Source organism: Pseudomonas sp. TR47, from assembly GCF_044143025.1.
Classification (GTDB): Bacteria; Pseudomonadota; Gammaproteobacteria; order Pseudomonadales; family Pseudomonadaceae; genus Aquipseudomonas; species Aquipseudomonas putida_E.
On the sequence record NZ_JBHFCS010000001.1, the window covers coordinates 75,982 to 101,684 of the forward strand.

Here is a 25,703-nt window from a genome sequence, read left to right on the forward strand (position 1 = left end):
ACACGCTACCGGTGGAGGGGTCTGCGAGTACCGGCCGGCGGAACATGAAAATCATTCATCCACGCGGGTGGTGCTGTGCGTGCAGTTGCTGCAGGCGGGCCTTGGCCACATGGGTATAGATTTGTGTGGTCGACAGGTCGCTGTGCCCCAGCAGCATCTGCACCACGCGCAGGTCGGCACCATGATTGAGCAGATGGGTGGCGAAGGCGTGCCGCAGGGTGTGCGGTGACAGCGGCTTGTCGATGCCGGCAACTCGCGCGTGATGCTTGATGCGGTGCCAGAACGTCTGGCGGGTCATCTGCTCACCGCGCAGGCTGGGGAACAACACATCGCTCGGGCGCCCGCTGAGCAGTTCGGCGCGGCCGTCGCGCAGGTAGCGCTCCAGCCACAGCACCGCCTCTTCGCCCATCGGCACCAAGCGCTCCTTGCTGCCCTTGCCCATCACCCGCAGCACGCCCTGGCGCAGGTTCACCTGGTCCAGGGCAAGGCTGACCAGTTCGGTAACGCGCAGACCACAGGCGTACAGGACTTCAAGCATGGCACGGTCGCGCTGGCCAATGGCTTCGCCAAGGTCCGGGGCCTGCAACAGGGCCTCGACGTCGGCTTCCGACAACGACTTGGGCAAGGGTTTGCCCAGCTGAGGCATCTCTATTTGCAGGGTTGGATCGACGGCAATGAGCTTTTCCCGCAGCAAGTAGCGAAAGAAGCCACGCAGACCTGAGAGAAAACGCGCAGTGGAACGCGGTTTGTAGCCTTGATCCAGACGCCAGGCCAGGTGATCGAGGATCAGCTCTCGGCCGGCGGCAGGCAAGGCCAGGCCGTGATCCTGCAGCCAGCCATTGAACAGCGCCAGGTCACTGCGATAAGAGACGCGAGTGTTGTCTGAAAGGCCTTTTTCCAGCCACAGGGCATCAAGGAACTGGTCGATCAAGGGGTGGTCAAGGGCTGGCATGAAAACTCGGTGGCAAACGACGAAATGACGCTTAGTCTTTCATAACAACGCCGGCATAGGGAGCCCGCATGAACGAACAGCAGATCCTACTCAGTGTGGGCGGTATCGGTGCCGCCGCCCTCGCCTGCCAGTGGCTGGCCTGGCGCCTGAAGCTGCCAGCGATTCTCTTCCTGCTGCTGGCCGGGATAATGGTCGGCCCGTTGCTCGGCTGGCTCGACCCGCAAGCGCTGTTCGGCCCGCTGCTGATGCCGCTGGTGTCACTGGCGGTGGCACTGATCCTGTTCGAAGGCAGCCTGACCCTGCACCTCTCGCAATGGCGGGACATCGGCAGCGTGGTGCACCGCCTGGTCACCGTCGGCGCTCTGTCGACCTGGCTGGTGATCGCCCTGGCGACACACTGGCTGCTGGGTTTCGACTGGCCGCTGGCGATCCTGTTCGGCACCTTGACCCTGGTGACAGGCCCTACGGTCATCGTGCCCATGCTGCGCGTGGTACGGCCGAAGGCGACCATTGCCAACATCCTGCGCTGGGAAGGCATCGTCATCGACCCGATCGGTGCCCTGCTCGCCGTCGTGGTGTACAGCTTCATCATCGCCAGCGCCGATGGCGATGGCCTGAGCCAGAGCCTGGGGACCTTTGCCGGGGTGATCTTCTGCGGCAGCGCCCTGGGCGCCGCCGGTGGCTGGTTACTGGGGCAGATCATGCGCGAGCAATGGCTGCCGGAATACCTGCACAACCTGGCGTCACTGGCCGCCGTACTGGGTATTTTCATCGCCGCCAACCAGATCGTTCACGAGTCCGGGCTGCTGGCGGTGACGGTAATGGGCATGTGGCTGGCCAACATGCGTGGCGTCGATGTACGGCAGATCCTGCACTTCAAGGAGAACCTCAGCGTACTGCTGATCTCCGGCCTGTTCATCCTGCTTGCCGCGCGGCTCGATCTGCATGCCCTGCTGGGGTTGGGCCCGGCCGTACTGGCACTGCTGCTGGTGATCCAGCTGGTGGCGCGGCCGCTGAATGTCTTGCTGTCAACGCTGGGGTCCTCGCTGAACTGGCGGGAACGGGCCCTGCTGGCCTGGATCGCACCACGCGGTATCGTTGCCGCCGCAGTGTCGGCGATATTCGCCATCCGCCTGCATGAGGCCGGGCATCAGGACGCACTGCTGCTGGTGCCGCTCACCTTTGCCGTGATCATCGGCACCGTCGTGCTGCAGAGCGCTACGGCGCGCCCCCTGGCGCGCCTGCTCAAGGTGGCGGAGCCGGCGCCCAGCGGCTTTCTCATCGTCGGCGCCAACCAACCCGCACGCGCCATCGGCAAGGCCCTGCAGCAACTGGGCTGCCGTGTGTTGCTGACCGATTCGAGCTGGGAAAACATTCGTGCGGCACGCATGGAGGGGCTGCCGACCTACTTTGGCAACCCGGCTTCGCAGCATGCCGACGCACACCTGGACCTGGTAGGCCTCGGCCACCTGCTGGGGCTGTCGCCTGCCGGGGAGATCAACGCCTTGGCCTGTGCGCGCTTTCGTCATGACTTCGGCCACGGCCGCCTGTATGTGCTGGCCAGCGGCCTGGAGAAGCAGCGCAGCGACAAGCACCGGGCCAGCGAAGAGCACCGTGGCCAACTGCTGGGCTCAAGCCCGATGACCTACCAGCAAATGGCCAATCGCCTGCATCATGGCGCGGAACTGTACAGCACCAACCTTACCGAGGGCTTCGACTGGGACAATTACCAGGCATTGCATGGCGAGCGCGCACATCTGTTGTTTGCCCGGGATGCCCAGGGCTGGGTGCATGTATCAAGCCCCGAGAACCCGCTTGCGCCGCAACCTGGCTGGACCCTGGTGGCGTTGGTGGAACCGGCCCCCATCACCGAGACGACTGCCGCGCCGGGTTGAGCCTTCAGGCTTGTGGCAACACCGGCACCGGGCGCTTGTCCTCGTCGATGGCGACAAAGCTGAACACACCATGGATTGCCCGCTCGCGCCCATCCAGGTACATGTTCTCGACGAATACGTCCACTTGAACCTGCAAACTGGTGTTGCCGACCTTGATCACCGTTCCCACCAGCTCGACGATCGAGCCTGCCGGGATCGGGTGTTTGAAATCGATACGGTCTGTGGACACGGTCACCAGCGGCAGCCGGCAGAAGCGCGTAGCGGCGATGAACGACACTTCGTCCATCCAGGCCAGCGCAGTGCCGCCGAACAAGGTGTTGTGGTGGTTGGTGGTGTTGGGGAACACCGCTTTGGTCACGCGGGTCACCGAAAACTCGGTGCGGAGCTGAATTTCCTGGTCTCGGCTGGTCATGTCCGTCACTTCTTTCGGGTTTCAAAACGCAAAAAAGCAGCCCGAAGGCTGCTTTTTTCTCGCTAGGCGGCCAGGGCCACCGGGCAAACTGTACTCAGGACAGTTTTTCCTTGATGCGAGCGGCTTTGCCGGACAGGTCGCGCAGGTAGTACAGCTTGGCTTTACGCACGTCACCACGACGTTTCACGGCCAGGCTGTCGATCTGCGGGCTGTAGGTCTGGAAGGTACGCTCAACGCCAACGCCGCTGGAGATTTTGCGCACGGTGAAAGCGCTGTTCAGGCCGCGGTTACGCTTGGCGATAACAACGCCTTCGAACGCCTGCAGACGGGAACGCTCACCTTCCTTCACTTTAACCTGAACGACGATGGTGTCGCCTGGTGCGAAGGTCGGGATTTCCTTGCTCATCTGCTCGGCTTCGAGCTGCTGGATGATCTTGTTGGTCATGCTGTGCTCCTAAGATGGATACGTGATCCACCATCGATACGTTTAACTATCGTCCCGCTCGCGGAGATATTCCTCGAGCAGCTTCTTCTCTTCTCCAGAAAGCGAGCGACTTTCCAGAAGATCGGCGCGTCGTTCGAAGGTCCTACCAAGGGACTGCTTCATTCTCCAACGCCGGATGTGTGCATGGTTGCCACTTAGCAACACGTCGGGAACACGCTGATCCGCATACACCTCAGGTCGGGTGTAGTGCGGGCAATCGAGCAGACCGTCGGTGAAGGAGTCTTCCTCCGCCGAGTCCACATGCCCTAAAGCTCCGGGCAGCAGCCGTGTAACCGCATCGATCAGTACCATGGCCGGCAGCTCGCCACCGGAAAGCACATAGTCGCCAATCGACCACTCCTCATCGACATGAGCCTCGATAAAGCGCTCGTCGATGCCTTCATAACGACCGGCGATCAGGATCAGCGATTCCTGTTCGGCCAGGCCTTTGACCGCTTGCTGAGTCAGCTTGCGGCCTTGCGGCGAAAGGTAGATCACCTTTGCCGATGCTCCGGTCGCTTGCCTGGCGCTAACCAGGGCGTCTTCCAGAGGCTTGATTTTCATCACCATGCCCGGGCCACCGCCAAACGGCCGATCATCCACTGTGTGGTGGCGATCTGTGGTGTAGTCCCGCGGATTCCAGCAGGTCACCTGAAGCAACCCCTGTTTTACCGCGCGGCTGGTAATGCCGTACTCAGTGATGGCCGAGAACATCTCGGGGAACAACGTGATGACGTCTACGCGAAGGTTACCCATCGTTTAGAAGTCCGCGTCCCATTCAACCCGCATCACGCCTGCTTCCAGGTCGATTGCCAGCACACATTGCGCCGTATAGGGCAACAGACGCTCGCGATCATCCAGGCTGCCTGCGCAGGGCTTGACCACCATTACATCGTTCGCACCGGTCTCCAACAGGTGATCGACCTTGCCGAACAGCTGTTCGTCCTGGTTGATGACCTTCAGGCCCTGCAGTTGGTACCAGTAGTACTCGTCTGCGGCCAGGTTGGGCAAAAGGCTCCGCGGGATGCAGATTTCGAAGCCGCTCAGAAGACGCGCTTCATCACGATCATCGAGGCCTTTCAGTTTAACGACCAGGCCCTTTTGGGAGCCACGACCGCTGACCAGCTCGACCTGCTTTACCTTGCCTTCGTGCCGAAGCGTCCAGCGTGGATAATCCAACAGGTTTTCAATCGGATCGGTAAAGGAATACACCTTCACCTCGCCGCGAACGCCGTGAACCGAAAAAATCTTGCCAACGACGATGAGGTCGTCAGCCTTTTCTGGCGTCGCGTTCATATTGCTCAGGCAGCGGCCTTGGCAGCGTCCTTCAGCAGCTGAGCAACACGCTCAGACGGCTGTGCGCCTTGGCTCAGCCAGTAGCTGACGCGCTCCTGGTTGACCGACAGCTTGACTTCAGCGCCAGCAGCGATCGGGTTGAAGAAACCTACGCGCTCAACGAAACGGCCGTCACGGGCGTTACGCGAGTTGGTCACGGTCAGGTGGTAGAAAGGGCGCTTTTTCGAGCCGCCACGGGCAAGACGGATGGTTACCATGTGAACATCGTTCCTATAGTCGGTGCTGCAAATCTGAATGCCAAATAGGCACACGGGTGCCCAAAAGGCCGCATATTCTCGGGGAATACACGGACATTTGCAAATGACTTTTTCGACAAGGCCTCGCCCTGCCATCCAGATTTGCCGGTTGAGCCACGGATTGCGTGGCCATTGCCCCGCCGCAGCGGGGGTTCTGAGCGCTCATTCTTCAAAAGACAAGCGCCCGGAATAAGGGTTACAGCTTCGGCATGCCGCCGCCAGGCAACATCCCGCCCAGGCCGCGCATCATCTTGGCCATGCCGCCCTTGGCGGAGAATTTCTTCATCATCTTCTGCATCTGCTTGTGCTGCTTGATCAGCCGCCCGATGTCCTGCACCTGGGTACCGGAACCCAGGGCGATCCGGCGCTTGCGCGAACCGCTGATCAGGTCAGGATCGCGACGCTCGGCCGGGGTCATGGAGTTGATGATCGCCTCCATCTGCTTGAACTGTTTCTCGGCTGCGCCCTGGGCATTGCCCATCTGCGACAGGTTGACCCCGCCGATGCTCGGCAGCTTGTCCATCAGGCCGCCCAGGCCACCCATGTTCTTCATCTGTTGCAGCTGGTCGCGGAAGTCCTCGAGATCGAAGCCCTTGCCCTTCTTCAGCTTCTTGGCCAGCTTGTCGGCTTTGGCCTTGTCGATGGTCTGTTCGGCCTGCTCGATCAGGCTGAGCACGTCGCCCATGCCGAGGATGCGCGACGCCACACGGTCCGGGTGGAAGGGCTCGAGAGCCTCGGTTTTCTCACCCATACCGATGAACTTGATCGGCTTGCCGGTGATGGCACGTACCGAAAGCGCGGCACCGCCACGGGCATCACCGTCGACCTTGGTCAGCACCACGCCGGTCAGCGGCAGGGCTTCACCGAAGGCCTTGGCGGTATTGGCGGCGTCCTGGCCGGTCATGGCATCGACCACGAACAGGGTTTCAACCGGCTTGACCGCGGCATGCAGCGCCTTGATTTCGTCCATCATGTCGGCGTCGATGTGCAGACGGCCGGCGGTGTCGACAATGACCACGTCGATGAACTTGAGCTTGGCCTCGCGAATCGCCGCTTCGGCAATGGCCACAGGCTTCTGGCTGATATCGGACGGGAAGAAGGTCACGCCAATGTCGTTGGCCAGCGTTTCCAGCTGCTTGATCGCAGCCGGGCGGTAGACGTCGGCCGAAACCACCATCACGCTCTTCTTCTTGCGCTCCTTGAGGAAGCGCGCCAGCTTACCGGCGGTGGTGGTCTTGCCCGCGCCCTGCAAACCGGCCATCAGCACCACGGCAGGCGGGGCGGCATTGAGCGCGAGGTCTTCGTTGGCCGCACCCATCAGGCTTTCCAGCTCGGCCTGGACGATCTTCACGAACGCCTGGCCCGGGGTCAGGCTGCGCGACACCTCGGTGCCGACCGCACGCTCCTTGACGCTGTTGACGAAATCCTTGACCACCGGCAGGGCAACGTCGGCCTCGAGCAGGGCCATGCGCACTTCGCGCAACGTATCCTTGATGTTGTCTTCAGTCAGCTTGGCCTTGCCGGTGACATGGCGCAGCGTCTGTGACAGGCGGTCGGTCAGGTTTTCGAACATGGTGATCCTTTCAGGCCAAGTAAAAGCCGAGGTTTGTCAGGCGCCCAGGTGAATATGCACACGCGCTGGGCACAGCAAGGCGGCGATTATAGCGAAGAGCGGCGGCGGCGCACACCTCGGCTTCCCGGTGGCAACTTTCAAGCTGCAAGCCTCAAGCCGAAAACCATCAGAAAATCCCGCCCCCCCGTACGAATCTGCCTTCGCTTGCAGCTTGCAGCCTGAAGCTTGCAGCTCACTAGCCCCCCCAGCGCGATCTATGCCAAACTCCGTCTCTTTAAGGCTTGCCCACCAGGACTTATGGTCTCCTCACCCAGCCTCATCCCCAACCTGATCGCCGCCGGCCTATATATAGCGGCGACCGTTTATCAGGGTTCGCGCCTGGCCCAGTCGAGCAAAGCCGACAAACGGCTGCTCGGCCTGCTCGGCGCCCTCGCCGTGATCGCCCAGAGCGGCGCGCTGTTCTTTCAGCTGATCACCCCGCTGGGCCTGAGCCTGGACTTCTTCAGCGCCGCCAGCCTGATCGCCGTGGCGGTGATCACCCTGACCCTGCTGGCCTGCCTGCGCATACCGGTGGAAAACCTGCTGGTGCTGCTGTTCCCGCTCGGCGCCATCACGGCCCTGCTGGCCCAGTTCGCCCCACCCGGCACCGTTCCGCTGATCGATGAAGAGCCGGGGATCCTCGCTCATATCCTGCTATCGATCCTGGCCTATGGGCTGTTCACCATTGCGGTGTTCCAGTCGCTGCTCCTGCTACTGCAGGACCACCAGCTGAAAAACAAGCACCCTTCCGGGCTGATCCGCAACTTCCCACCGTTGCAGACCATGGAAAGCCTGCTGTTCGGCTTCCTTTGGGCGGGCTGGTGCCTGTTGTCGCTGTCGCTGATCTCTGGCTGGCTGTTCCTGGACAACCTGTTTGCCCAGCACCTGGTACACAAAACCCTGCTGGCCTGCGTGGCCTGGATCGTCTTCAGCGTACTGCTGTGGGGCCGCACCCGCCTGGGCTGGCGTGGGCACAAGGCGATCCGCTGGACACTGGCCGGTTTCTGCCTGCTGATGCTGGCCTATTTCGGCAGCAAGCTGGTCCGCGAATTCATCCTGCATATCTGACGGTCGCCCATGGACACCCTGCCGTACGCTCCGCTACTCGGCACTTTGGCACTGGCGCTGCTCTGGTCGGCGCTGTTCACCGCGGTGGATGCCGCCCGCCTGCAACTCAACGGCTCGTTGCGCCCCGGCGATGACGGGCAACCGGTACTGCCAGCCCAGGCCCTGGTGCTGTGCGCCAGCCTGGGCAAGCTTCTGGTATTGGGCCTGGCCTGCCTGATCGGCCAACGCCTCAACGGCGAGCACGGTTTCTGGCTGGCCGGCCTGGCCGCCACCTCTGGCCTGCTGGTGTTCGCCGAATACCTGCCGCGGCGCCTGGCTCGGCGCAACCCGCTGGCCTTCATCAGCCTGGGCGCCAGCCTGCTGAAGCTCCCATTGGCACTGGTGCAACCCTTGGCTTGCCTGCTGGACGGCTGCGCCAAGCTGATGTTGCGGCCGTTTCGCGTACCGCCCACCGCAGTGGCCCTGCACCCGCAGGCAGATGACGACTTTACCGAGGATGAAGACCACGACATGCCGCGCCACGGCCTGCTCGATGGCCTGCACTCGCTGGACAAGGTCACCGTCAACGACATTCTGGTGCCGCGCAACGAGGTCGATGGCATCAACCTGGATGAGCCGATCGAGCGCATCATCGAGCAGCTGATCCTCAGCCGCCACACGCGCCTGCCGGTCTACCACAACGACATCAACCAGGTAGAAGCCATCCTCAACACCAAGCTGATCAGCCACCTGCTGCCCAAGGCCGAGCTGACGCTGGAGAAGCTCCACAGCGCCTGCTACGAGCCTTACTTCGTCCCCGAAAGCACCCCACTGCAATTGCAACTGCTGAACTTCCACAAGCAGCAGCGCCGGCTGGGCGTGGTGGTGGACGAATACGGTGAGGTACTGGGCATCGTCACGCTGGAGGACATACTCGAGGAGATCGTCGGCGAGTTCGAGGAAGAGCACAGCCTCGACAACCCCCATGTACACCCCCAGTCCGACGGCACCTTCGTCATCGATGGCGCCGCTTCCCTGCGCGAAATCAACCGCACCCTCGGCTGGCACCTGCCCAGCGACGGCGGGCCGAAGACCCTGAACGGGCTGGTCACCGAGGCCCTTGAAAGCATCCCGGAAAGCGCTGTTTGCCTGAAGATCGGCCGCTATCGCCTGGAAATCCTCGAAACAGAAGACAATTGCGCCAGCAAGGTACTGGTGTGGACCGTGACCCGCTAGCTATACTCCGGTCACGCTTACCCAGCCCTGCCGTCCCGCCCGCTATCCGCACCCGGCGCCACACGGCCAGCGCGCTCCACTGACGCGCCCTGCGGTCCTGTTTCAACACCCCGAACAGTGCCCGCTCCCGCCCCTATCCCCCTTGGGCTATCGTCAGTCGGGCGAACAAAAGAACAATACGCTCCGGCGTCCGCGAACCGTACCTGCCCTTCGCTGGCCAGTGCATACCGTCGCGGGCCAAGCCCATGGAGCACGACCAGACTGTTAGGGACCTACTTAATGACAACCAGCAGCACTTATGCCCAAGCGCCTGCCGCGCCGGTCAACTCGCCCGCGCGGGTGGCCACCGCCAGCTTCATCGGCACGGCCATCGAGTTCTACGATTTCTACGTGTATGCCACTGCCGCCGCGCTGGTGATCGGCCCCGTATTCTTCCCTTCAGGGTCAGGCACCGCGCAGATGCTGGCGGCCTTCCTTACCTTCGGCATCGCCTTCCTCGCCCGCCCGCTGGGTTCAGCACTGTTCGGACACTTCGGTGACCGTATCGGGCGCAAGTCGACGCTGGTTGCCTCGCTGCTGCTGATGGGGGTGTCGACCACGCTGATCGGTGTATTGCCAGGCTACGACAGCATCGGCGTGTGGGCACCGATCATTCTTTGCCTGCTGCGCTTCGGCCAGGGCCTGGGCCTGGGCGGTGAATGGGGTGGCGCGGCGTTGCTGGCCACCGAGAACGCCCCGGCGGGCAAGCGTGCCTGGTTCGGGATGTTCCCGCAGCTAGGCCCTTCGATCGGCTTCCTGGCGGCCAACGGCCTGTTCCTGACCCTGGCCCTGCTGCTCAGCGACGAGCAGTTCCGGGAGTGGGGCTGGCGCATTCCGTTCCTGCTCAGTGCCGCGCTGGTGCTGGTAGGCCTGTACGTACGCCTGAAGCTTGAAGAAAGCCCCGTGTTCGCCAAGGCCGTGGCCCGCCACGAGCGGGTGAAAATGCCGGTGGTCGACCTGTTCAGCAAATACTGGCTGCCGACCCTGCTGGGCGCGGCCGCCATGGTGGTGTGCTATGCGCTGTTCTACATCTCGACGGTGTTCTCGCTGAGCTACGGTGTCACTACGTTGGGCTACAGCCGCGAAACCTTCCTTGGCCTGCTGTGCTTCGCCGTGGTCTTCATGGCCCTGGCCACGCCGCTATCGGCCTGGCTCAGCGACCGTTACGGGCGCAAGCCGGTGCTGATCGTCGGCGGCCTGCTGGCGGTGGCCTCGGGCTTCACCATGGAGCCTTTGCTGACCTCCGGCTCGACCACGGGTGTTGCGTTGTTCCTGGCCATCGAGCTGTTTTTGATGGGCGTGACTTTCGCACCGATGGGCGCGCTGCTGCCAGAGCTGTTCCCTACTCACGTGCGTTATACCGGGGCGTCTGCGGCGTATAACCTGGGCGGCATCGTCGGGGCTTCGGCGGCGCCGTTCTTTGCCCAGAAACTGGTGAGCATGGGCGGTTTGAGCTGGGTGGGTGGGTATGTATCGGTGGCGGCGGTGATCAGCCTGATTGCTGTGCTGTGCCTGAAAGAGACCCGCAATACAGAGCTGTGACCTTTGAGCTGCAAGCTTCAAGCTGCAAGAAAAGGCATCCCTTAGCAGCTTGTAGCTTGTAGCTTGAGCTTAGAACTCGACCTTGACCGCCTGCGCCGCACGGGTCGCCTTGGCCCGCGCCGCTTCGATCGATTCATCACGTGCCAGGCACACGCCCATGCGGCGCTGGCCGTTGATTTCCGGTTTGCCGAACAGGCGGATCGCGGTATCCGGCTCGCTCAACGCTGCGCCGAGGTTGGCGAAGCTGGTCTGCTGCGACTGGCCTTCAGGCAGGATCACCGCCGACGCAGACGGGCCGAACTGGCGCACCACCGGGATCGGCAGGCCCAGAATGGCACGGGCATGCAGCGCGAACTGCGACAGGTCCTGGGAAATCAGCGTGACCAGGCCGGTATCGTGCGGGCGCGGCGAGACTTCGCTGAACCACACCTGATCGCCCTTGACGAACAACTCGACGCCGAACAAACCACGGCCGCCCAGTACATCGGTGACAGCCTTCGCCACACGCTGCGACTCGGCCAAGGCTTTCGGGCTCATCGCCTGGGGCTGCCACGACTCCTGGTAGTCGCCTTTCTCCTGGCGGTGACCGACCGGCTCCAGATACGTGGTGCCGCCAACATGGCGCACGGTCAGCAAGGTGATCTCGTAGTCGAAATCGATGAAGCCTTCGATGATCACCCGGCCCTTGCCGGCGCGGCCACCCTCCTGGGCGTAGTCCCACGACTTCTGCAGGTCGGCATCGCTGCGCAGCAGGCTCTGGCCCTTGCCGGACGAGCTCATCACCGGTTTGACCACGCACGGGTAACCGACATCGGCCACAGCCTTTGCATAGTCTTCAAAGGTATCGGCGAAGTGGTACGGCGAGGTCGGCAGGTCCAGCTCTTCGGCCGCCAGGCGGCGAATGCCCTCGCGGTTCATGGTCAGCTGCGTGGCGCGGGCGGTCGGCACGACGGTGAAACCTTCGTTCTCCAGCTCGACCAGCGTAGCGGTGGCGATGGCTTCGATTTCGGGGACGATGTAATGCGGTTTTTCAGCCTCGATCACCGCGCGCAGGGCGACACCATCGAGCATGTTGACCACGTGGCTGCGGTGCGCGACCTGCATGGCCGGCGCATTGGCGTAGCGGTCCACGGCGATCACTTCGACGCCCAGGCGCTGCAGCTCGATCACCACTTCCTTGCCCAGCTCGCCACAGCCGCAGAGCAGTACACGGGTCGCGGTAGGCGACAATGGGGTTCCGATACGGGTCATTTCAGGTCCTCGAAGGCGTCCGGGGCCGCGCCAGTCTTAGCGCCGCCCGCTGAAAAAGGACCCGTATTCTACACCATCAGCCAGCCACGGCAGCCCGCCGCGCACGAAATGCCATGGCCAGCCACACCGCAGTCACGCCTGCGAACTTGGAGGCCATCGCGGTGCCGATCACGGCGGGGGTCAGGGCACCGATCATGCCGAAGAAAATGAAGGTGTCCACCGGGATGCTCAGTGCCGAGCTCAACCACAAGCGGTCATGCAAGGGGCGCCGGGTGATGCTGAACACCAGCCAGTCGATCAGCTCGGAAACGAAGAACGCCGTGGCACTGGCCAGGGCAATGGCCGGCTCGGAAGTGACATACGACAGCACCAGCGCCATCAGCATGGCGATCAGCGCGCCATGGCCGTAGCGGGTCTGCACCATGTCACGCAAGATGAACACCAGCCCACCCCAGGCCGACCAGATCACGTCCAGATGCGGGGCGCTGGAAAAGGCAAAGTTGATCAGTACAACGCTGCTGATGTAAGCGATTAGAAAGAACATGGGCAGTGACCGTCCGACAAGCGGCACAGATTACCTGATTTTCGAGTCAACCGCAGCGCTTACAAGATCAATCCGGCCGCCACCGCCCGCTCATGGCACAGCTTGAGCACCGCACGGCGTTCGGTATTGTCCATCCGCCCCCAACGGCCGATCTCCGCTACGGTGCGCTGGCACCCGGTGCAGACATCCTGCTCGTCCAGCGCGCAGATGCTCACGCAGGGCGAAGCGACCGGGCGTTCGGTAGCGATCACCTCACTCATCGTCCACCACCAGGTCCCGCGCATAACGCTGGGCGTTGTGAACATAGTGCGCGGCGCTGGCCTCGAGCATGCGCTTCTGCTGCTCGGTCAGCTCACGCACCACCTTGCCGGGCGACCCCATTACCAGCGAACCGTCGGGAATTTCCTTGCCTTCGGGGATCAGTGCATTGGCGCCGATGATGCAGTGTTTGCCGATGCGCGCACCGTTGAGGATCACCGCATTGATGCCGACCAGGCTGTAATCGCCAACCGTGCAACCGTGCAGCATGGCGTTGTGGCCCACGGTCACGCCTTTGCCCAATGTCAGCGGCGAACCCATGTCGGTATGCATCACGGTACCGTCCTGGACATTGCTGTCCTCGCCGATATCGATCAGCTCGTTGTCGCCGCGCAGCACCGCGCCGAACCACACACTGGCGCGCGCCTGCAGGCGTACCTTGCCAATCAGCATGGCATTGGGTGCGGCCCAACTGGTGGCATGGCTCTCGACCCGCAGGTCGCCCAAGCGGTATTTCATTCTCGCTCCTCAGGTATCAGCGGCGACGGGGTGTGCCCCGTTCAGATCTCTATATAACGCTCGGGGGGCTGATGCAGGCTGATGCCTGCGTCGTACAGCAAGTTGACCAGTTCGACGATCATGATCGCCGACAGCCCCCAGATCTTGTATTCGCCATAACGATAGCTGGGCACATACCAACTCCGGCCCTGGTAATCGATACGGTGGGTGTGGTCGCGCGGGTCCTGGCGGAAAAATTCGAGCGGCACGCTGAATACTGCCGCGATCTCCGCATCATTGGCGCGGTATTCGACGAAATCAGGGATCACCCCGACGAATGGCGTCACTTTCAGCCCATGCAGGGAAATCAGCGGGCTCAGCGGGCCGAGCACTTCCACCAGGCCTGGCGGCAGGCCGATTTCTTCTTCGGCCTCGCGCAGCGCGGTGAATATCAGGTCGGGGTCTTCCGGGTCGCGCCTGCCACCGGGGAAGGCGACTTCACCGCCATGGGTGGAAAGCCCTTTGGCACGCAGGGTCAAGACCAGTTCGGGCGCTTCGCTGCGAGTAATGGGCAAAAGTACCGCCGCCTCGGGGAACCGTCGGTCGGTTTCCAGTGAAGCTGGTTGGTGGTTGCTCATTCGGCGAAGTAGCTCGTCCAGCATTGCGCACTCTCGTTTCCAAGGCCTGCCCTGCATGATGCACCAAAGCCGCGAAGCACCCAAGCCCTGCACGCTTGCGGCAGACCTGCCTGGCACGCCAAGATAGCGTGGGCTCAAGGGAAGAACAGCATGAAATTCTGCAGCGCGTGCGGCCAGCCGGTCATTCAGCGGATACCCGAAGGCGACAGCCGCCTGCGGTATGTCTGCAATCATTGCCAGACCATTCACTACCAGAACCCGAACATCGTTGCCGGGGTGCTGCCGGTCTGGGGCAGCCAGGTGCTGCTGTGCCGGCGAGCCATCGAGCCTCGCCGCGGCTTCTGGACCTTGCCCGCCGGCTTCATGGAGAACGGCGAAACACTGGACCAGGCCGCCCGCCGTGAAACTGTCGAAGAAGCCTGCGCCCGGGTCGGCACGATGGCCCTGTACCAGTTGTTCGACCTGCCGCACATCAACCAGGTGCATGTGTTCTTCCGCGCCGAACTGGCCGACCTGGACTTCGACATCGGCGTCGAGAGCCTGGAGGTGCGGCTGTTCGACGAACACGAGATACCGTGGGGCGAGCTGGCTTTCCGGACCGTCACACGCACACTAGAATGCTATTATCGCGACCGCATCGGGCAGCATTACCCCATAGGCCATGAGTACCTGCCACCGATGAGCGTTTCGCCCACCACTTAAGTTTGCAGGTACCGCTTCATGCGCTGGTTGTTCGCCCTCTTCTGCCTTTGCGTTACCTCGGTGTCCCAGGCGGCCTTCACCGAGACCATCATTCGCAAGCCACAGCCGCCTTTGCCGGCACAATCGCAATCGCAGGCGGCCATGCAGCCACTGATCGACAAGGTGCTGGTGATCAAGTCCGAGCGCCGCCTGCAGTTGATCAGCCGTGGCGAACCGCTGAAAACCTACCGCATCTCGCTGGGCAAGCAGCCCAAGGGCGCCAAGCAGCGCGAAGGCGACAAGAAGACCCCCGAGGGCCTGTACTGGCTGGACTGGCGCAAGCAAAGCGACCGTTTCAACCTGTCCATGCACATCACCTACCCGAACATCAGCGATGCAGCCCGGGCCACACGCGAGGGCTGGAGTGCCGGCAGCATGATCATGATCCACGGCACCCCGATCAACGACGAGTATCCCGAATGGTATTTCCATACGCTTGACTGGACCGACGGCTGTATCGCCATGCGCAACTCGGACATGCGCGAGGTCTGGGACCTGGTGCCGGACGGCACATTGATCGAGATTCGGCCCTGATAGTCCGGCATTCCAATTGAGGCTGTAGGAGCCTTCCCACTTCAATTAAACATTTGCCCTACTGCCGTGTAGGCAGCAGACTGCATCCAATCGACTGGCAAAGTTTTTAGCATCCACGCAAACGAGTACGCAGGCCGTACGCCATTTGCGGGGTTCTTCCATGCCAGCCCGATACCGCCACATCGCCAGCAGGCTGCTTGCCTGCTGCATGACGAGCTTGCTGGCCATGCCGCAGGTATGGGCGGACGACCCTGCCAGCCAGCAACTGCGTGATCAACAGCGAACCTTGCGCCAGCTCGAGCAGCAACAGCGGCTGCAGCGCTGGCAGCGCCCTCCAGCGGCGCAACACAGCGACGCCCTCGCACCGAACCCACCCAGCGACAGCCGCTGCTGGGAGATAGCCGGCGTTCGCCTGGCCGGCAACCGGCAGCTTTCGGCACAGGCGCTCGAGCCGGCCATCCAGGCGCTGATAAAGCCCTGCATGGGCATCGCTGACATCAACCACCTGCTCAAGGCCATCACCCAGCGCTACGTGCACGCCGGTTACCCGGCCAGCCGCCCCTATCTGCGCCAAGCGCCAGCGCATGACACGCCGTTGGACATCGTCATCATCGAAGGCTTCGTCGAGTCGATCGAGCTGGCTGCCGAGCTGCCGCTCTCCCTGAACAGCGCATTCCCCCATCTGCTGGGCAACCCCCTGTACCTGCCAGACCTTGAGCAGGGGCTGGACCAGCTCAACCGCCTGCGGGCCTACGAGCTCAGTGCCGACCTGTTGCCGGGCGAACTGCAGGGTGGCACCCGGGTGCTGCTGCAGCCTCGCCAAGTGGCTTCACGCTGGCACCTGGACAGCCGCTTCGATAACCGGGGCAGCCCGCTGACCGGGCGTCACCGCCTGAACCTCGGCATCGGCGTGGACAGCCCCTTGGGCCTGAACGACGACCTGCGCCTGTCACTGTCGACAACGGTCATCGATGCTCCGGGGCGCAGCCAGGGCGTCACCCTGTACTACAGCATCCCCTACGGCCCATGGAGTTTCACGCTCAATGTCGGCCAACTGCGCTACAACGCGCCGATTCCGCAAGGGCGGTACGACAGCAACGGCAACAGCAGCTACCAGAGCGTCAGCGCCGAGCGCATGCTCTGGCGCAACCAGTACGGCATGCTCAGCGCCAGCGCCCGGCTGGACCGCAAACAACTGATCAACCGCGCCGGCTCTGCAGTCATCGGCCTGCAGAGCCCCACCCTGACCAGCGTGGAGGCCGGGCTCAACCTGCTCTGGCTGGACCACGGCCTGTGGAACGCCTACATCGGCGTCGCCCAGGGCACTCACTGGCTGGGCGCCGAGCAACCCGCCCAGCACGCAGCTGCGCCGCAGCTCGACTTTAGAAAATACCGCGCCAGCCTGCTGCACCTGCGCCAAGGGCCAGCGAACTGGCCGTGGCGCTGGCAAAGCGAACTTGGCCTGCAGTACAGCACCGATGTCTTGCCGGCCGTCGAGCAAATGTTGTTGAGCGACGATTCGGCGGTGCGTGGCTTTCGCCTGCGTACCTACAGTGGCGCCAGCGCCGCCACCTGGCGCAATACCTTCAGCCAACCGCTGGCATTGCCCTGGACCACACCGGCTACGGTGCGCCCCTACCTGGGCCTGGACCTGGGCTGGGAGCGGCTGGCGCAAGGCGCTTCGCCGCGCCGGCTGGCAGGTGCCACGGCGGGTATCGAAGTGAACCTGCCGCACAGCCGCCTGCGCCTGGACTATCAGCGCGCCCTCTACGCCAGTGACCTGCAGCGCCCGCTGCTCGAACCCGGATTCTGGGTACTTGAATGGGCCCTGAACATCTGATTCACCCACAACAAAGAGAACGAGAACATGCAGACACTCTCGCAGATACCCGCAATCCGCCCCGATACCTTGCGCTGGGCCATTTTCCTCGCCCTGCTCGCCTCCACCAGCGCGCTGGCCGAACACGGCCTGGAGGCGGCAACCGGCCCTGGGGGTACGCCGCTCATCAGCAACAATCATGGCGTACCTGTTATCGACATCGTCGCGCCCAACGCCAGCGGCCTGTCGCACAACCAGTTCCTGGACTACAACGTCGCCCGCCCCGGCGTGGTACTGAACAACGCCCTCCAGGCCGGGCAGTCGCAACTGGCCGGCGCGCTGGCGGCCAACCCCCAGTTCCAGGGCCAGGCGGCCTCGACCATCCTCAACGAGGTGATCAGCCGCAACGCCTCGCTGATCGAAGGCCCACAGGAAATCTTCGGCCGCCCGGCCGACTACATCCTGGCCAACCCGAACGGCATCACCCTCAATGGCGGGACCTTCATCAACACCACCCGGGCCGGTTTCCTGGTAGGTACACCGGAGCTGCAGGACGAACAGCTCAAATACCTCAACACCCTCAATGCCAGTGGCACCCTGCAAGTGCTCACAGGCGGCCAGCACAATGCCGAGGGCGCGCTGGACCTGATCGCGCCGAAGCTCGACAGCAAGGGCGTGCTCTCGGCCAGTGGCGATCTCACCGTGACCGTTGGCCGCAACCGCATGCGTCAGGACGACGGGCAGGTCATCGAGCATCTGCCGGGCACGCCGTCCAGCATCGACGCCAACCTGTTCGGCGCCATGCGTGCCGGGCGCATTCGTGTGGTCAGCACTGCCGAGGGCGCAGGGGTGCGGGTGGGGCCGGTGCAGATCAAGGCCGACCAGGGCATCACCCTTGAATCTGCCGGCGCACTGCAGGTCAGCGGGCATGAAAACCGGCCCGGGGAACTGCTCAGCGAACACGGCGCATTGCAACTCACCGCTGCCGATGACCTGCGCCTTGGCGCCGTCGACGGCAAAGCCGAGCGTATCGAGATAAAGGCTGGAAAGAAGCTCACTCTGGATGCCGAAAGCCGCCAGAGCATCGCCCGCGAGCAGGAAAGCTGGAACAAAAAGTTCCTCTTCGTTACCCGCGAGACCTACCAGCGCGAACGTACCACCACCGCCGACCAACTGCGCGGGGCGCAGCTGCAAGCCAGTGACAGCGTGCTGTTGCAGTCCGGCGCCGACATGCGCCTGTTGGCAGCCAATGTGGATGCGGGCGGCGACCTGACACTCGACAGCGCTGCCAACCTGGATATCAGTGCAGGCACCAACAGCCAACGTATCGAGGAGCAGGTACGCCACCGCAAAGACCTGTGGCGCGGCGACAGCGATACCAACCAGTACAAGGAATCAGCACAAGGCAGCACGCTCAATGCCGCGCGCATGACGGTCAAGGCCAATGACACGCTCACCGTGCAAGGCAGCAAGCTGCACAGCCGCGCCGGCCTGGACATCAACGCCAGCAACGTCGAAATCGGCACAACGGCGCTGCAGGAACAGGGCACACGCCGCAACTACCGTGGCGACCTGGTATCGGGCACCTTTTTTGGTGACCGCAAAGGCAACGATACCCAAGGGCAGAGCGTAGCCGGCAGCGCTGTCACAGCCGATGGCAAGCTGAACGTTGCGGCCGAACAGGTGGGCATCAAGGGCAGCACCGTCCACGGCGCCCAAGACGCGGTGATGTACAGCGAAAAAGGCGCCCTGGCGATCGAGGCAGACCACGCCAGCACTGTTGCCACCGACCGCGACAGCAGCAGCAAGTTGTTCGGCCTGATCGGCAACGATCGCGAGCGCACGCAGCGCAAGCAGCAGGTGCTGAGCAGTGACGTCAGTTCTGCCAGCAACCTGCGGTTGGCCAGTGCTGAAGAATTGCGCATCCAGGGTTCGAAGGTGAAGGCCGGCGGGCATCTGCAGGTCGAGGCCAAGGGCGACCTGTTGATCGGTAGCACACAGTCAAGCGACGAGAGCGAAACACGCAGCCAGCAGCGCGGTTTCACGGCCAGCGCCAAACAGACCCAAGAAGCCGAAGACGGCAAGCCCGAGTCGCGCCAGTACGCCGCCGGCGTTGCTTACGAGGTGGTCACCAGCACAGGCCAACAACGCGAAACGTCGCAGGTGGCCAGCGAATTGACGGGCGCTACGGTTGGCCTGGACAGCGGCGCGCAGCTACAGGTCAACGGCTCCAGCGTACAGGCCAATGCGGGCGACCTGAACGTGCAGGCCAAACAGGTGAGCCTTGGCGCCACACGCAACGAGCGCGTGTCGTCCGGAAGCTCTACCCAAAGCGGTGGTGGCCTGACGGTGACCGGCGGTATGGATCGGCTGGGCAGCCTGTTCGAAGGCCATCGCAACAACGAAGTCACCACCGAACGCGACAGCAAGACGCAACGCACCGGGCTGCAGGCCAGCGGCGACCTGAAACTCAGCGCCGACGAGTTGATCACCGAAGCTGCACGCGTCAACGCAGGCGACACCCTTCAGGTAACTGCCAAGCGCATCGAGAACCGTGCCGTGCAGGACACCCATGAACGTGAAGTGCAGCGCAATGACTGGTCAGGCAGCATCGGCGCCAGCCTGGAGTACCGTGACGTGACCCGGCCGATCGAACGCTTGGTACAGGGCGAAGAAGCGGCGCGCTTCCAGCAAGCCTCGCCCGAAGACGCAATGGTGGCACCGAGCGTTGGCGGCGACATGACCCTGGACCACCTCAAACGCTTGGAAAACCAGCGCCGCGGCTTTGCCCAGGTGAGCGAACTGGCAGGGGGGCACGTGAAGGTCAAGACCGATACCCTCGATGACCAGGGCACCACCTGGCGTGCCAACGCCGGCGCCCTGCAGGTCGACGCGCAGCAGCACCACCTGCGCGCAGCCGAAAACACCCGGGAAGATAACGTGCAGCGCCTGGCCTACGGCGGTGACCTGCGCGTGGATACCAGTTCGGGGAGCGACCTGAACGTCCGCGCTTCCGGCAAGGGCGGCTCGCAGGGCAAGCAGGATACCGCCAGCACCGCAGTGCCGGGCAGCCTTTATGGGCAACAGGGCATTCAGGTGCAGTTGGGTAGCGACGGCCGCTACGAAGGCACGCGCATCGATGGCGGTGAAGGCGACGTAGTGATCCAGAGTGGCACTACACTGTCGCTGGCCCAGGCCACCGACCACGCTCAACAGCGCGCTCGCCAGCTCGATGGCAACGCCTGGGCCAAGGTCGGCAACCGCCCGGGCAGCACCGGCGTCGACGGCCGAGGCTATCTCGACCATGCCCAGCAGCAGGCTACGCAAACCAATGCCCAGGTGGCGCAGGTCGACGCCAAAGGCCAAGTGCGCCTGACCAGCGGGGGCGACATGCTGCTCGAAGGCACGCGTATTGGCAGCCGCGAGGCCAAGGTCGGCGATACGCTCCTGCAAAGCGATGGCCGCCTGCAGGTCAAAGCTGCGAGCAATACCCGGCAGGCCACTGGCGGGAACCTGGGCGGCGGCCTGGAGTTGGCCGTGAAGACCGGCACCACCCAAGGTGGCGCCATCGGGGGCCATTTCAACCATGGCAAGAAGAACGAGGACGCCCGCCAGGCAATCGATGCGCAGTTCCAAAGCGCAGGCAAACTGACCCTCGACAGCCGCGCTCGCGAGGACCTCGCCGTGCATCTGCAGGGCCTGCAGGCATCGGCCGAGCACATCGGCATCAATGCCGCCAAGGGCGGCATGCTGATCGAAGCGTCATCCAACGTCGAGCGGCGCGACAACCTGGACATTACCGCCGGCGCCGGCTTCAACACATCCAAGGGCGGCACCGACACCCTTGGGCTGCACGGCCGTGTTCAAGTCAACCTCGACAAGCGCGACAACCTCATCTGGAACGCCGGCAACCTGCGCGCCGAGCGTATCGACCTGCAAAGCCGCGGCGACACCCGCATCGAAGGCGTAAGCCTGGAAGCCGGGCGCATCAGCGGCGCAATCGACGGCGACCTGCGCATCGCCAGCCGCAAGGACAGCGTCGATACCCTGACCGTAAAAGGTGATGCACGGCTGAGCAAAGAGAAAAACCCGCAAGGCTATGTGAACGCTGCCACGGCCGTCGCAGGGCCGCTGGGAAGCAAGGTCAGCGAAAAAGCAGGTTCCGCCCTGGCCAAGGCCGACCCGGGCGTTTCGCCAACCTTCAGGCTCGATGTGTCGCATGTTCAGCGTGATGGCGTAGCCCAGCAGACGGCGCTCAAGGGCAGCGATGGGGTAGACCTGACGGTTGGCGGTGACGCTCACCTGACAGGCGCCCGCCTGCAATCGGCCAAGGGTGAGGTAAAACTCACCGCCAACGCGGTGACCAAGGAGACGCTGAGCGGCAATGATTACCGCCGGGATGTGTCGATCGATGCGTCGAACTCGCCGGTAGACCTGGGTACCGCCATTGCCCAGATCAGCAAAGGCAAAGGTGCCGCAGACGGCGAGAATGCATTGGACCTTGGCTTGCTGCGCACCAGTGGGCATAGCCGCAGTGAGCAGTGGGCATCGGGGATTGAAGGGAAAGCCAACTGATCCACAGGCCCTGTCGTCGGCAAACCGGCGATAGGGCCATGAACGTCACGTCAACCGCTGCTTACCAACGCCACTCCCTCTGCCCCGTCAATGCCTGTGGCCCCAGCAACCGAGCAGCGCGCAGCAGCGGTGTAAGGGCCGCGTCCGGCTGCAGTTCGGCCGCCACCACTGCGTGGCGCCCCAGAAGGTCTGCATCCAGCGCCAACTGATGCTCGCCCTGTTGTATCAGTTGCCCATGCAGACGCCAGCCTGTGCGGCAATCCATTTCTACCCAGCCCTGCCCCAACCCCAGCGACCAAGGTTCACTCAAGGCGAGGTCGGTGACCGTGATGCGGCCTTCACTGGTGCGGCACTGCTCCCCCGCGCCTTGCAGGCGCAGCGTGCCCTGCCACTGCCCGGCCAGCCGATAGGCCGTCTGCACACTCGCCTGGGGAGCCTGTGCAGTGACGTCCAACCGCCAGCGCCATGGCCAGCCTTCGGCATGCAACTGCCAGCCCTGGCCCTGAAAGCCCAGCAGTGCGTTGGCCTGCAAGCGCCAAGGCTGCAAGGCCCAGCGTACGGGGCCGGCAGGCCCGAACTGCTGCGCCTGCCCCTGCCACAGGCTGCCGCTGACCGCATGCATCGGCAGGCCCAAGCCCTTTGCAACCCAGGTTGCCGGCAACTGCACCAGCAAAGTCAGGCTGAACACCAGCCCGGCCCACAGCAGCCCACGGCGGCTCATGGCTGCACCACCAGGTCGAAACGCAGGCCCTTGGCATCCTGCTCCAGGGCCCACTGCAGCGGTTGCGCACCCTCTGCGCGCAAGGCCTGCAGCCAGCGCTGCAAAACCTGCTCATCGGCCACCTGGCCGCGCAGTTGCCACACCTTGCCTTGGACCTCGACCTCGGCAACTTCGACCCGCCGCGCCTGGGCAGACTGACGCAGCCGCTCCAGGCTCACGCCTGGCCCGCTGGGGAAGGCGGCGGCCTGCACTGCCAGCCCATGCCACTGGCTGAGCTCGCGCCATTGCGACACGCCTTGGCGCAGTGCCAGCAACGCCAGCAGAAAGCCGATCAGGCACCAGGCGAGCAACAATCGATGACGCTGAAACCACGCTCGGGTCATGTTGGCGCTCCCAGATCGAAAACCACGTGCGCCGCTGGCGCAGCGCTCAGTACCTGCACCGCCGCTCCGGCGGCGCTTGCCATTTCTTGCCAGGGCGGCTCGCTCCCCTCGCCCTGCAGGCGCAGGTGCCAACGCTGGCCGTCGAAGCGCACCGCTTGCAGACGCCAACCTGGGTGCTCATGCAGCCACACCTGCAGGTGTGCCTGCAGGTCTTGAAGCTGACGCTCCCGCAGTTGCTGTTGCAGTTCGCTTTCGCGCAGGCGCTTGAGGGCCTGCGCCGCTTGCCGAGGGCTGGCCTGGGTGCCGGTCACGGCCAGCACCTGCGTGCGCCAGGTTTGTACCTGCCGCCATTGCTGGCCCGCCCATAGCCCGCACCACACCACGGCCAGCACCAGGCAGGCGACAACCAGCGCGCGCGGCAGGGCCGGCACACGGGGCGCCAAGCGGGCCTGACGGGTTCGCTCGAACAGGCTTGGCAGCGTGTCGAGCGACGCCAGCGTTCCCGGCCAGCGCCCGACCTGGGTGGCTTTGCGCAGGCTATCCCAGGGCTGCTGCGGTACCTCACCCAGCGCGTCAGGCCAGGCCAGCCAATGGGCTTTCCCCTCTTCGCTGCGCCCCAGGTACAGGCACAGGCCAGGCGCGCGCTGCCACTGCCAGCCCGTCCCGGGCTCAGGCGTGGGCAACAATTGGAACTCGGCCCAACAGCGCTCGATCTGCAGCCCCCATTCGCTGCACTGGCCACGCCATTCGTCCAGCGCCTGGCGGGCTACCGCCAGCAGGCGCAACTGCCCTGCCTGGCGAGCGAGGCAAGCGCACTGCACCTGTTCGGCGTTCTGCAGCAAGTGGTCTTCCAGCAGCAAGGGCCACTCATCACGTTTGAGGCCTGGCGGTGCAGCCAGCTCGAACTGGCTGCACCGCTCGCCCGGGATGATCAGCGCTACCTGTGCGTCCAGGTTCGCCGGGGGCTCGCCCTGGCCTTCCCGTTGGGCCACACCGTTTTCAACCAACAGCCAGTCCCAGATCACGCCCGGGCGCAGCAGCAACCAAGACCGCGCCGGCGCACGTCGCCGCCATTCAAGCTTCATGAACGCCCCCAAGGGAGCGTGAAGGTGCAGACATAGGGGGCTCCATCACGCTGCAGTTGCACGCGCACACCACGGCCGGGGTGCGCGGGTTGGTCGGAAGGCCAGGGCAGCCATCGGCCTCCCTGGTGATAAAGAACATTCAGCGCACTGACCTGCTGCAGCTGCTCGCGCACGACCCAACGGGGTTCGCTGGCGGCGTACAGGTCTGCCGAGGTTTCCAGCATCAGGCGTTGTTCGCGGGGGTCGAAACGTAGGCGTTGGCGCTGCAACCGTGAGCCACCCTCGGCCTCTGGCACAGCCGTGGCTGCCACCCACAGCAACTGCTGGCGATCGGGCTGCCAGTCGAGCCAGCGGCTGGCCAGTGGCAGGCGTTGCTCATACACCCGGCGTAGAACCGGGCTGTCGAAGCGCCGCTCCAGGGCCAGGCAGAACTCCAGCACACTGTTCTCCTGGCGGGTCACCTGCAGCCGCTCGCGGACCTTGAGCCAGCCATTGACCAGCGCCGCGAGCATGACCCCCAGCAGCGCGGTCAAGGCCATGGCCACCATCAGTTCGATCAGGGTCAAGCCTGCCTGGCGCCGCTTCATGGACGCTCCAGAAAAACCGTGTACTGGCCCAACGGCAGGCGCTGATCGCGGTCGGCATACAGTTGCATCTCGCCGCGACGCAGGTCGCGCACGCCGGTACGGCGCAGCTGCATCTGCCAGTGGCACGCCTGCCCGCCCTGGTTCAACACCCCACTGGGCTGGTTGCTGGCCGGCCAGTACCGTTCCACGGCAAAGCGCGCCTGCAGCTCGCGAGCGCACAGCACGCCAAGGCGATGCTGTTGCACGCTGTCCTGCACTGCCAGGCGCTGGCGCAGAACCTGGCTGGTGATCACCGCCAGCACAGCAGCAATCGCCAGGGCCACGGTCACCTCCAGCAGGGTGAACCCCTGTTGCGTGCGCTTCATGGTGACAACCCCACTCGCAACTGGCCGTCACGCCCCCACGCCCAGCGCTGGCTGCCACCTGCCCAGTGCCAGCGCACCGAACCCGGCTGGGCCCAACCTTGCGGCGTGAACTGCAGATGCGGCTGCAGGCTGGCCGGCCAGTCGGGGCGCAGCCCTTTGGGCCAGTCCCCAAAGCTGACCGGTTCGGCCACCCAGCCCTCGCGCTCACGCCGCACGAACTCCGGGTGTTGGCCGGTCCAACGCAGCCCGCGCAATTGCCCGGCATGCCGGGCCAGTGCAGCCTGGGTGTGGACGTGCGCCGCCAGCCGCTGCAACGCCTGATCGACGCTGGCCTTGCCGCTGTCCAGCCAGGCCACCGCAAGCCCGGTCATGAGGCCGGCGATGGCCAGCACCACCAGCAATTCGAGCAGGCTGAAACCGCGCTGTGGGCGCATCGCTCACAGCGCCCAGTTACCCAGGTCGGCGTCCTGGCCTTCGCCGCCCTGTACACCATCGGCGCCCAACGAATACACATCGACCCGGCCATGCTCGCCAGGCATGCGGTACTGGTACGGGGTGCCCCACGGGTCCTCCGGCAGGCGGCGTACATAACCATCGCTGCGCCAGGCACGCGGCAGCGGCTCCTGGGTCGGTTTTTTCACCAGCGCAGCCAGGCCTTGCTCATTGCTGGGAAAGCGCAGGTTGTCCAGCCGGTACATGTCCAGCGCCTGCTCGAGCGTGCTCAGGTCGGCCATGACCTTCTGCCGCATGGCCTTGTCCTGGTTGCCGAGCACGCTGGGCGCGACCACGGCGATCAGCAGGCCGATGATGAAAATCACCACCATGATTTCCATCAGGGTGAAGCCGTGTTGGCGCTTGCGTCGATGCTGCATGGGGTTGCTCCTTGTCATCTA

Annotated in this window: 27 protein-coding genes; 8 read left to right on the top strand and 19 right to left on the bottom strand. The window is 63.9% G+C overall.

What is annotated here, in order from left to right; genetic code table 11:
- Positions 1-55 precede the first annotated feature (55 nt).
- Positions 56-952 carry a site-specific tyrosine recombinase XerD gene (gene xerD, locus ACEWE8_RS00395; protein ID WP_039603504.1) on the bottom strand — a complete coding sequence of 299 codons (897 nt, stop codon included), beginning with the start codon at positions 950-952 and terminating at the stop codon, positions 56-58.
- Between the two features lie 68 nt (positions 953-1,020).
- On the opposite strand from xerD, the gene ACEWE8_RS00400 reads away from it, so the two are divergent.
- Complete coding sequence (locus ACEWE8_RS00400) at positions 1,021-2,847, top strand: sodium:proton antiporter (protein ID WP_046784368.1); 1,827 nt, start codon at positions 1,021-1,023, stop codon at positions 2,845-2,847.
- Positions 2,848-2,851: 4 nt separating this feature from the next.
- Here the strand turns inward: ACEWE8_RS00400 and ACEWE8_RS00405 are convergent, their stop codons facing one another.
- From ACEWE8_RS00405 to ffh, 6 genes are all read right to left on the bottom strand, one after another.
- The gene (locus ACEWE8_RS00405) at positions 2,852-3,259 is read right to left on the bottom strand and encodes an acyl-CoA thioesterase (protein WP_046784369.1); all 408 of its coding nucleotides are present in this window, start codon (positions 3,257-3,259) and stop codon (positions 2,852-2,854) included.
- A 94-nt stretch (positions 3,260-3,353) separates the two neighbouring features.
- Positions 3,354-3,704, bottom strand: coding sequence for a 50S ribosomal protein L19 (gene rplS / locus ACEWE8_RS00410; protein ID WP_008094487.1), 351 nt, complete (start codon positions 3,702-3,704; stop codon positions 3,354-3,356).
- A gap of 42 nt (positions 3,705-3,746) precedes the next feature.
- Positions 3,747-4,499 carry a tRNA (guanosine(37)-N1)-methyltransferase TrmD gene (trmD, locus tag ACEWE8_RS00415; protein ID WP_008094486.1) on the bottom strand — a complete coding sequence of 251 codons (753 nt, stop codon included), beginning with the start codon at positions 4,497-4,499 and terminating at the stop codon, positions 3,747-3,749.
- 3 nt (positions 4,500-4,502) lie between these two features.
- The gene (rimM, locus tag ACEWE8_RS00420) at positions 4,503-5,039 is read right to left on the bottom strand and encodes a ribosome maturation factor RimM (RefSeq protein ID WP_012315970.1); all 537 of its coding nucleotides are present in this window, start codon (positions 5,037-5,039) and stop codon (positions 4,503-4,505) included.
- 5 nt (positions 5,040-5,044) lie between these two features.
- Positions 5,045-5,296 (bottom strand): 30S ribosomal protein S16, encoded by a 252-nt coding sequence (gene rpsP / locus ACEWE8_RS00425; protein WP_012315971.1) that lies wholly within the window; start codon positions 5,294-5,296, stop codon positions 5,045-5,047.
- Between the two features lie 235 nt (positions 5,297-5,531).
- A complete protein-coding gene (ffh, locus tag ACEWE8_RS00430) occupies positions 5,532-6,908 on the bottom strand; it encodes a signal recognition particle protein (protein ID WP_046784370.1) in 1,377 nt (458 codons plus the stop codon).
- Between the two features lie 297 nt (positions 6,909-7,205).
- On the opposite strand from ffh, the gene ACEWE8_RS00435 reads away from it, so the two are divergent.
- From ACEWE8_RS00435 to ACEWE8_RS00445, 3 genes are all read left to right on the top strand, one after another.
- Complete coding sequence (locus ACEWE8_RS00435; RefSeq protein WP_012315973.1) at positions 7,206-8,015, top strand: inner membrane protein YpjD; 810 nt, start codon at positions 7,206-7,208, stop codon at positions 8,013-8,015.
- A 9-nt stretch (positions 8,016-8,024) separates the two neighbouring features.
- Positions 8,025-9,230: a transporter associated domain-containing protein gene (locus ACEWE8_RS00440; protein ID WP_046784371.1), complete on the top strand. Its 1,206-nt coding sequence runs from the start codon at positions 8,025-8,027 to the stop codon at positions 9,228-9,230.
- A 279-nt stretch (positions 9,231-9,509) separates the two neighbouring features.
- Positions 9,510-10,811: an MFS transporter gene (locus ACEWE8_RS00445; protein WP_046784372.1), complete on the top strand. Its 1,302-nt coding sequence runs from the start codon at positions 9,510-9,512 to the stop codon at positions 10,809-10,811.
- Between the two features lie 69 nt (positions 10,812-10,880).
- Here the strand turns inward: ACEWE8_RS00445 and purT are convergent, their stop codons facing one another.
- The 5 genes from purT to ACEWE8_RS00470 all read right to left on the bottom strand — a co-directional run bounded on the left by purT (position 10,881) and on the right by ACEWE8_RS00470 (position 14,024).
- A complete protein-coding gene (purT, locus tag ACEWE8_RS00450) occupies positions 10,881-12,062 on the bottom strand; it encodes a formate-dependent phosphoribosylglycinamide formyltransferase (RefSeq protein WP_046784373.1) in 1,182 nt (393 codons plus the stop codon).
- A 76-nt stretch (positions 12,063-12,138) separates the two neighbouring features.
- On the bottom strand, positions 12,139-12,606 hold the full coding sequence (locus ACEWE8_RS00455) for a VUT family protein (protein ID WP_046784374.1): 468 nt from the start codon (positions 12,604-12,606) through the stop codon (positions 12,139-12,141).
- A 59-nt stretch (positions 12,607-12,665) separates the two neighbouring features.
- Positions 12,666-12,866: a DUF1289 domain-containing protein gene (locus ACEWE8_RS00460; RefSeq protein ID WP_039602028.1), complete on the bottom strand. Its 201-nt coding sequence runs from the start codon at positions 12,864-12,866 to the stop codon at positions 12,666-12,668.
- Entirely contained in the window at positions 12,859-13,383 is a 525-nt protein-coding gene (locus ACEWE8_RS00465) for a gamma carbonic anhydrase family protein (RefSeq protein ID WP_039602029.1), read from the bottom strand. Before ACEWE8_RS00465 ends, ACEWE8_RS00460 begins: the two co-directional genes overlap by 8 nt.
- Positions 13,384-13,424: 41 nt before the next feature.
- A complete protein-coding gene (locus ACEWE8_RS00470; RefSeq protein WP_046784375.1) occupies positions 13,425-14,024 on the bottom strand; it encodes a CoA pyrophosphatase in 600 nt (199 codons plus the stop codon).
- Between the two features lie 126 nt (positions 14,025-14,150).
- Between ACEWE8_RS00470 and ACEWE8_RS00475 the strand changes: the two genes are divergently transcribed.
- The 4 genes from ACEWE8_RS00475 to ACEWE8_RS00490 all read left to right on the top strand — a co-directional run bounded on the left by ACEWE8_RS00475 (position 14,151) and on the right by ACEWE8_RS00490 (position 21,669).
- The gene (locus tag ACEWE8_RS00475; RefSeq protein ID WP_046784376.1) at positions 14,151-14,702 is read left to right on the top strand and encodes an NUDIX hydrolase; all 552 of its coding nucleotides are present in this window, start codon (positions 14,151-14,153) and stop codon (positions 14,700-14,702) included.
- An 18-nt stretch (positions 14,703-14,720) separates the two neighbouring features.
- Positions 14,721-15,275, top strand: coding sequence for a murein L,D-transpeptidase family protein (locus ACEWE8_RS00480; protein ID WP_012315982.1), 555 nt, complete (start codon positions 14,721-14,723; stop codon positions 15,273-15,275).
- Positions 15,276-15,435: 160 nt separating this feature from the next.
- On the top strand, positions 15,436-17,115 hold the full coding sequence (locus tag ACEWE8_RS00485; protein WP_046784377.1) for a ShlB/FhaC/HecB family hemolysin secretion/activation protein: 1,680 nt from the start codon (positions 15,436-15,438) through the stop codon (positions 17,113-17,115).
- A 27-nt stretch (positions 17,116-17,142) separates the two neighbouring features.
- Complete coding sequence (locus tag ACEWE8_RS00490) at positions 17,143-21,669, top strand: hemagglutinin repeat-containing protein (protein WP_046784378.1); 4,527 nt, start codon at positions 17,143-17,145, stop codon at positions 21,667-21,669.
- A 61-nt stretch (positions 21,670-21,730) separates the two neighbouring features.
- Here ACEWE8_RS00490 and ACEWE8_RS00495 read toward each other — a convergent pair whose 3' ends face one another.
- Genes ACEWE8_RS00495 through gspG form a run of 7 tightly spaced genes read right to left on the bottom strand, consistent with a single transcriptional unit; the run spans position 21,731 to position 25,682 of the window.
- Positions 21,731-22,390 carry a general secretion pathway protein GspN gene (locus ACEWE8_RS00495; protein ID WP_046784379.1) on the bottom strand — a complete coding sequence of 220 codons (660 nt, stop codon included), beginning with the start codon at positions 22,388-22,390 and terminating at the stop codon, positions 21,731-21,733.
- The gene (gene gspM, locus ACEWE8_RS00500) at positions 22,387-22,773 is read right to left on the bottom strand and encodes a type II secretion system protein GspM (RefSeq protein ID WP_046784380.1); all 387 of its coding nucleotides are present in this window, start codon (positions 22,771-22,773) and stop codon (positions 22,387-22,389) included. Before gspM ends, ACEWE8_RS00495 begins: the two co-directional genes overlap by 4 nt.
- Complete coding sequence (locus ACEWE8_RS00505; RefSeq protein ID WP_046784667.1) at positions 22,770-23,858, bottom strand: GspL/Epsl periplasmic domain-containing protein; 1,089 nt, start codon at positions 23,856-23,858, stop codon at positions 22,770-22,772. Before ACEWE8_RS00505 ends, gspM begins: the two co-directional genes overlap by 4 nt.
- A complete protein-coding gene (locus ACEWE8_RS00510; RefSeq protein WP_046784381.1) occupies positions 23,855-24,445 on the bottom strand; it encodes a type II secretion system protein in 591 nt (196 codons plus the stop codon). Before ACEWE8_RS00510 ends, ACEWE8_RS00505 begins: the two co-directional genes overlap by 4 nt.
- Positions 24,442-24,810: a type II secretion system protein GspI gene (locus tag ACEWE8_RS00515; protein ID WP_046784382.1), complete on the bottom strand. Its 369-nt coding sequence runs from the start codon at positions 24,808-24,810 to the stop codon at positions 24,442-24,444. The genes ACEWE8_RS00510 and ACEWE8_RS00515 overlap by 4 nt, the downstream gene beginning before the upstream one ends.
- Positions 24,807-25,244 (bottom strand): type II secretion system minor pseudopilin GspH, encoded by a 438-nt coding sequence (gene gspH / locus ACEWE8_RS00520; RefSeq protein ID WP_046784383.1) that lies wholly within the window; start codon positions 25,242-25,244, stop codon positions 24,807-24,809. The genes ACEWE8_RS00515 and gspH overlap by 4 nt, the downstream gene beginning before the upstream one ends.
- Positions 25,245-25,247: 3 nt before the next feature.
- Positions 25,248-25,682 (bottom strand): type II secretion system major pseudopilin GspG, encoded by a 435-nt coding sequence (gene gspG, locus ACEWE8_RS00525; protein WP_046784384.1) that lies wholly within the window; start codon positions 25,680-25,682, stop codon positions 25,248-25,250.
- Positions 25,683-25,703 lie beyond the last annotated feature (21 nt).

Coding starts and splice junctions, on each gene's coding strand:
- xerD (WP_039603504.1), bottom strand. CDS start 952: ATGCCAGCCCTTGACCACCCCTTGATCGACCAGTTCCTTGATGCCCTG.
- ACEWE8_RS00400 (WP_046784368.1), top strand. CDS start 1,021: ATGAACGAACAGCAGATCCTACTCAGTGTGGGCGGTATCGGTGCCGCC.
- ACEWE8_RS00405 (WP_046784369.1), bottom strand. CDS start 3,259: ATGACCAGCCGAGACCAGGAAATTCAGCTCCGCACCGAGTTTTCGGTG.
- rplS (WP_008094487.1), bottom strand. CDS start 3,704: ATGACCAACAAGATCATCCAGCAGCTCGAAGCCGAGCAGATGAGCAAG.
- trmD (WP_008094486.1), bottom strand. CDS start 4,499: ATGGGTAACCTTCGCGTAGACGTCATCACGTTGTTCCCCGAGATGTTC.
- rimM (WP_012315970.1), bottom strand. CDS start 5,039: ATGAACGCGACGCCAGAAAAGGCTGACGACCTCATCGTCGTTGGCAAG.
- rpsP (WP_012315971.1), bottom strand. CDS start 5,296: ATGGTAACCATCCGTCTTGCCCGTGGCGGCTCGAAAAAGCGCCCTTTC.
- ffh (WP_046784370.1), bottom strand. CDS start 6,908: ATGTTCGAAAACCTGACCGACCGCCTGTCACAGACGCTGCGCCATGTC.
- ACEWE8_RS00435 (WP_012315973.1), top strand. CDS start 7,206: ATGGTCTCCTCACCCAGCCTCATCCCCAACCTGATCGCCGCCGGCCTA.
- ACEWE8_RS00440 (WP_046784371.1), top strand. CDS start 8,025: ATGGACACCCTGCCGTACGCTCCGCTACTCGGCACTTTGGCACTGGCG.
- ACEWE8_RS00445 (WP_046784372.1), top strand. CDS start 9,510: ATGACAACCAGCAGCACTTATGCCCAAGCGCCTGCCGCGCCGGTCAAC.
- purT (WP_046784373.1), bottom strand. CDS start 12,062: ATGACCCGTATCGGAACCCCATTGTCGCCTACCGCGACCCGTGTACTG.
- ACEWE8_RS00455 (WP_046784374.1), bottom strand. CDS start 12,606: ATGTTCTTTCTAATCGCTTACATCAGCAGCGTTGTACTGATCAACTTT.
- ACEWE8_RS00460 (WP_039602028.1), bottom strand. CDS start 12,866: ATGAGTGAGGTGATCGCTACCGAACGCCCGGTCGCTTCGCCCTGCGTG.
- ACEWE8_RS00465 (WP_039602029.1), bottom strand. CDS start 13,383: ATGAAATACCGCTTGGGCGACCTGCGGGTCGAGAGCCATGCCACCAGT.
- ACEWE8_RS00470 (WP_046784375.1), bottom strand. CDS start 14,024: ATGCTGGACGAGCTACTTCGCCGAATGAGCAACCACCAACCAGCTTCA.
- ACEWE8_RS00475 (WP_046784376.1), top strand. CDS start 14,151: ATGAAATTCTGCAGCGCGTGCGGCCAGCCGGTCATTCAGCGGATACCC.
- ACEWE8_RS00480 (WP_012315982.1), top strand. CDS start 14,721: ATGCGCTGGTTGTTCGCCCTCTTCTGCCTTTGCGTTACCTCGGTGTCC.
- ACEWE8_RS00485 (WP_046784377.1), top strand. CDS start 15,436: ATGCCAGCCCGATACCGCCACATCGCCAGCAGGCTGCTTGCCTGCTGC.
- ACEWE8_RS00490 (WP_046784378.1), top strand. CDS start 17,143: ATGCAGACACTCTCGCAGATACCCGCAATCCGCCCCGATACCTTGCGC.
- ACEWE8_RS00495 (WP_046784379.1), bottom strand. CDS start 22,390: ATGAGCCGCCGTGGGCTGCTGTGGGCCGGGCTGGTGTTCAGCCTGACT.
- gspM (WP_046784380.1), bottom strand. CDS start 22,773: ATGACCCGAGCGTGGTTTCAGCGTCATCGATTGTTGCTCGCCTGGTGC.
- ACEWE8_RS00505 (WP_046784667.1), bottom strand. CDS start 23,858: ATGAAGCTTGAATGGCGGCGACGTGCGCCGGCGCGGTCTTGGTTGCTG.
- ACEWE8_RS00510 (WP_046784381.1), bottom strand. CDS start 24,445: ATGAAGCGGCGCCAGGCAGGCTTGACCCTGATCGAACTGATGGTGGCC.
- ACEWE8_RS00515 (WP_046784382.1), bottom strand. CDS start 24,810: ATGAAGCGCACGCAACAGGGGTTCACCCTGCTGGAGGTGACCGTGGCC.
- gspH (WP_046784383.1), bottom strand. CDS start 25,244: ATGCGCCCACAGCGCGGTTTCAGCCTGCTCGAATTGCTGGTGGTGCTG.
- gspG (WP_046784384.1), bottom strand. CDS start 25,682: ATGCAGCATCGACGCAAGCGCCAACACGGCTTCACCCTGATGGAAATC.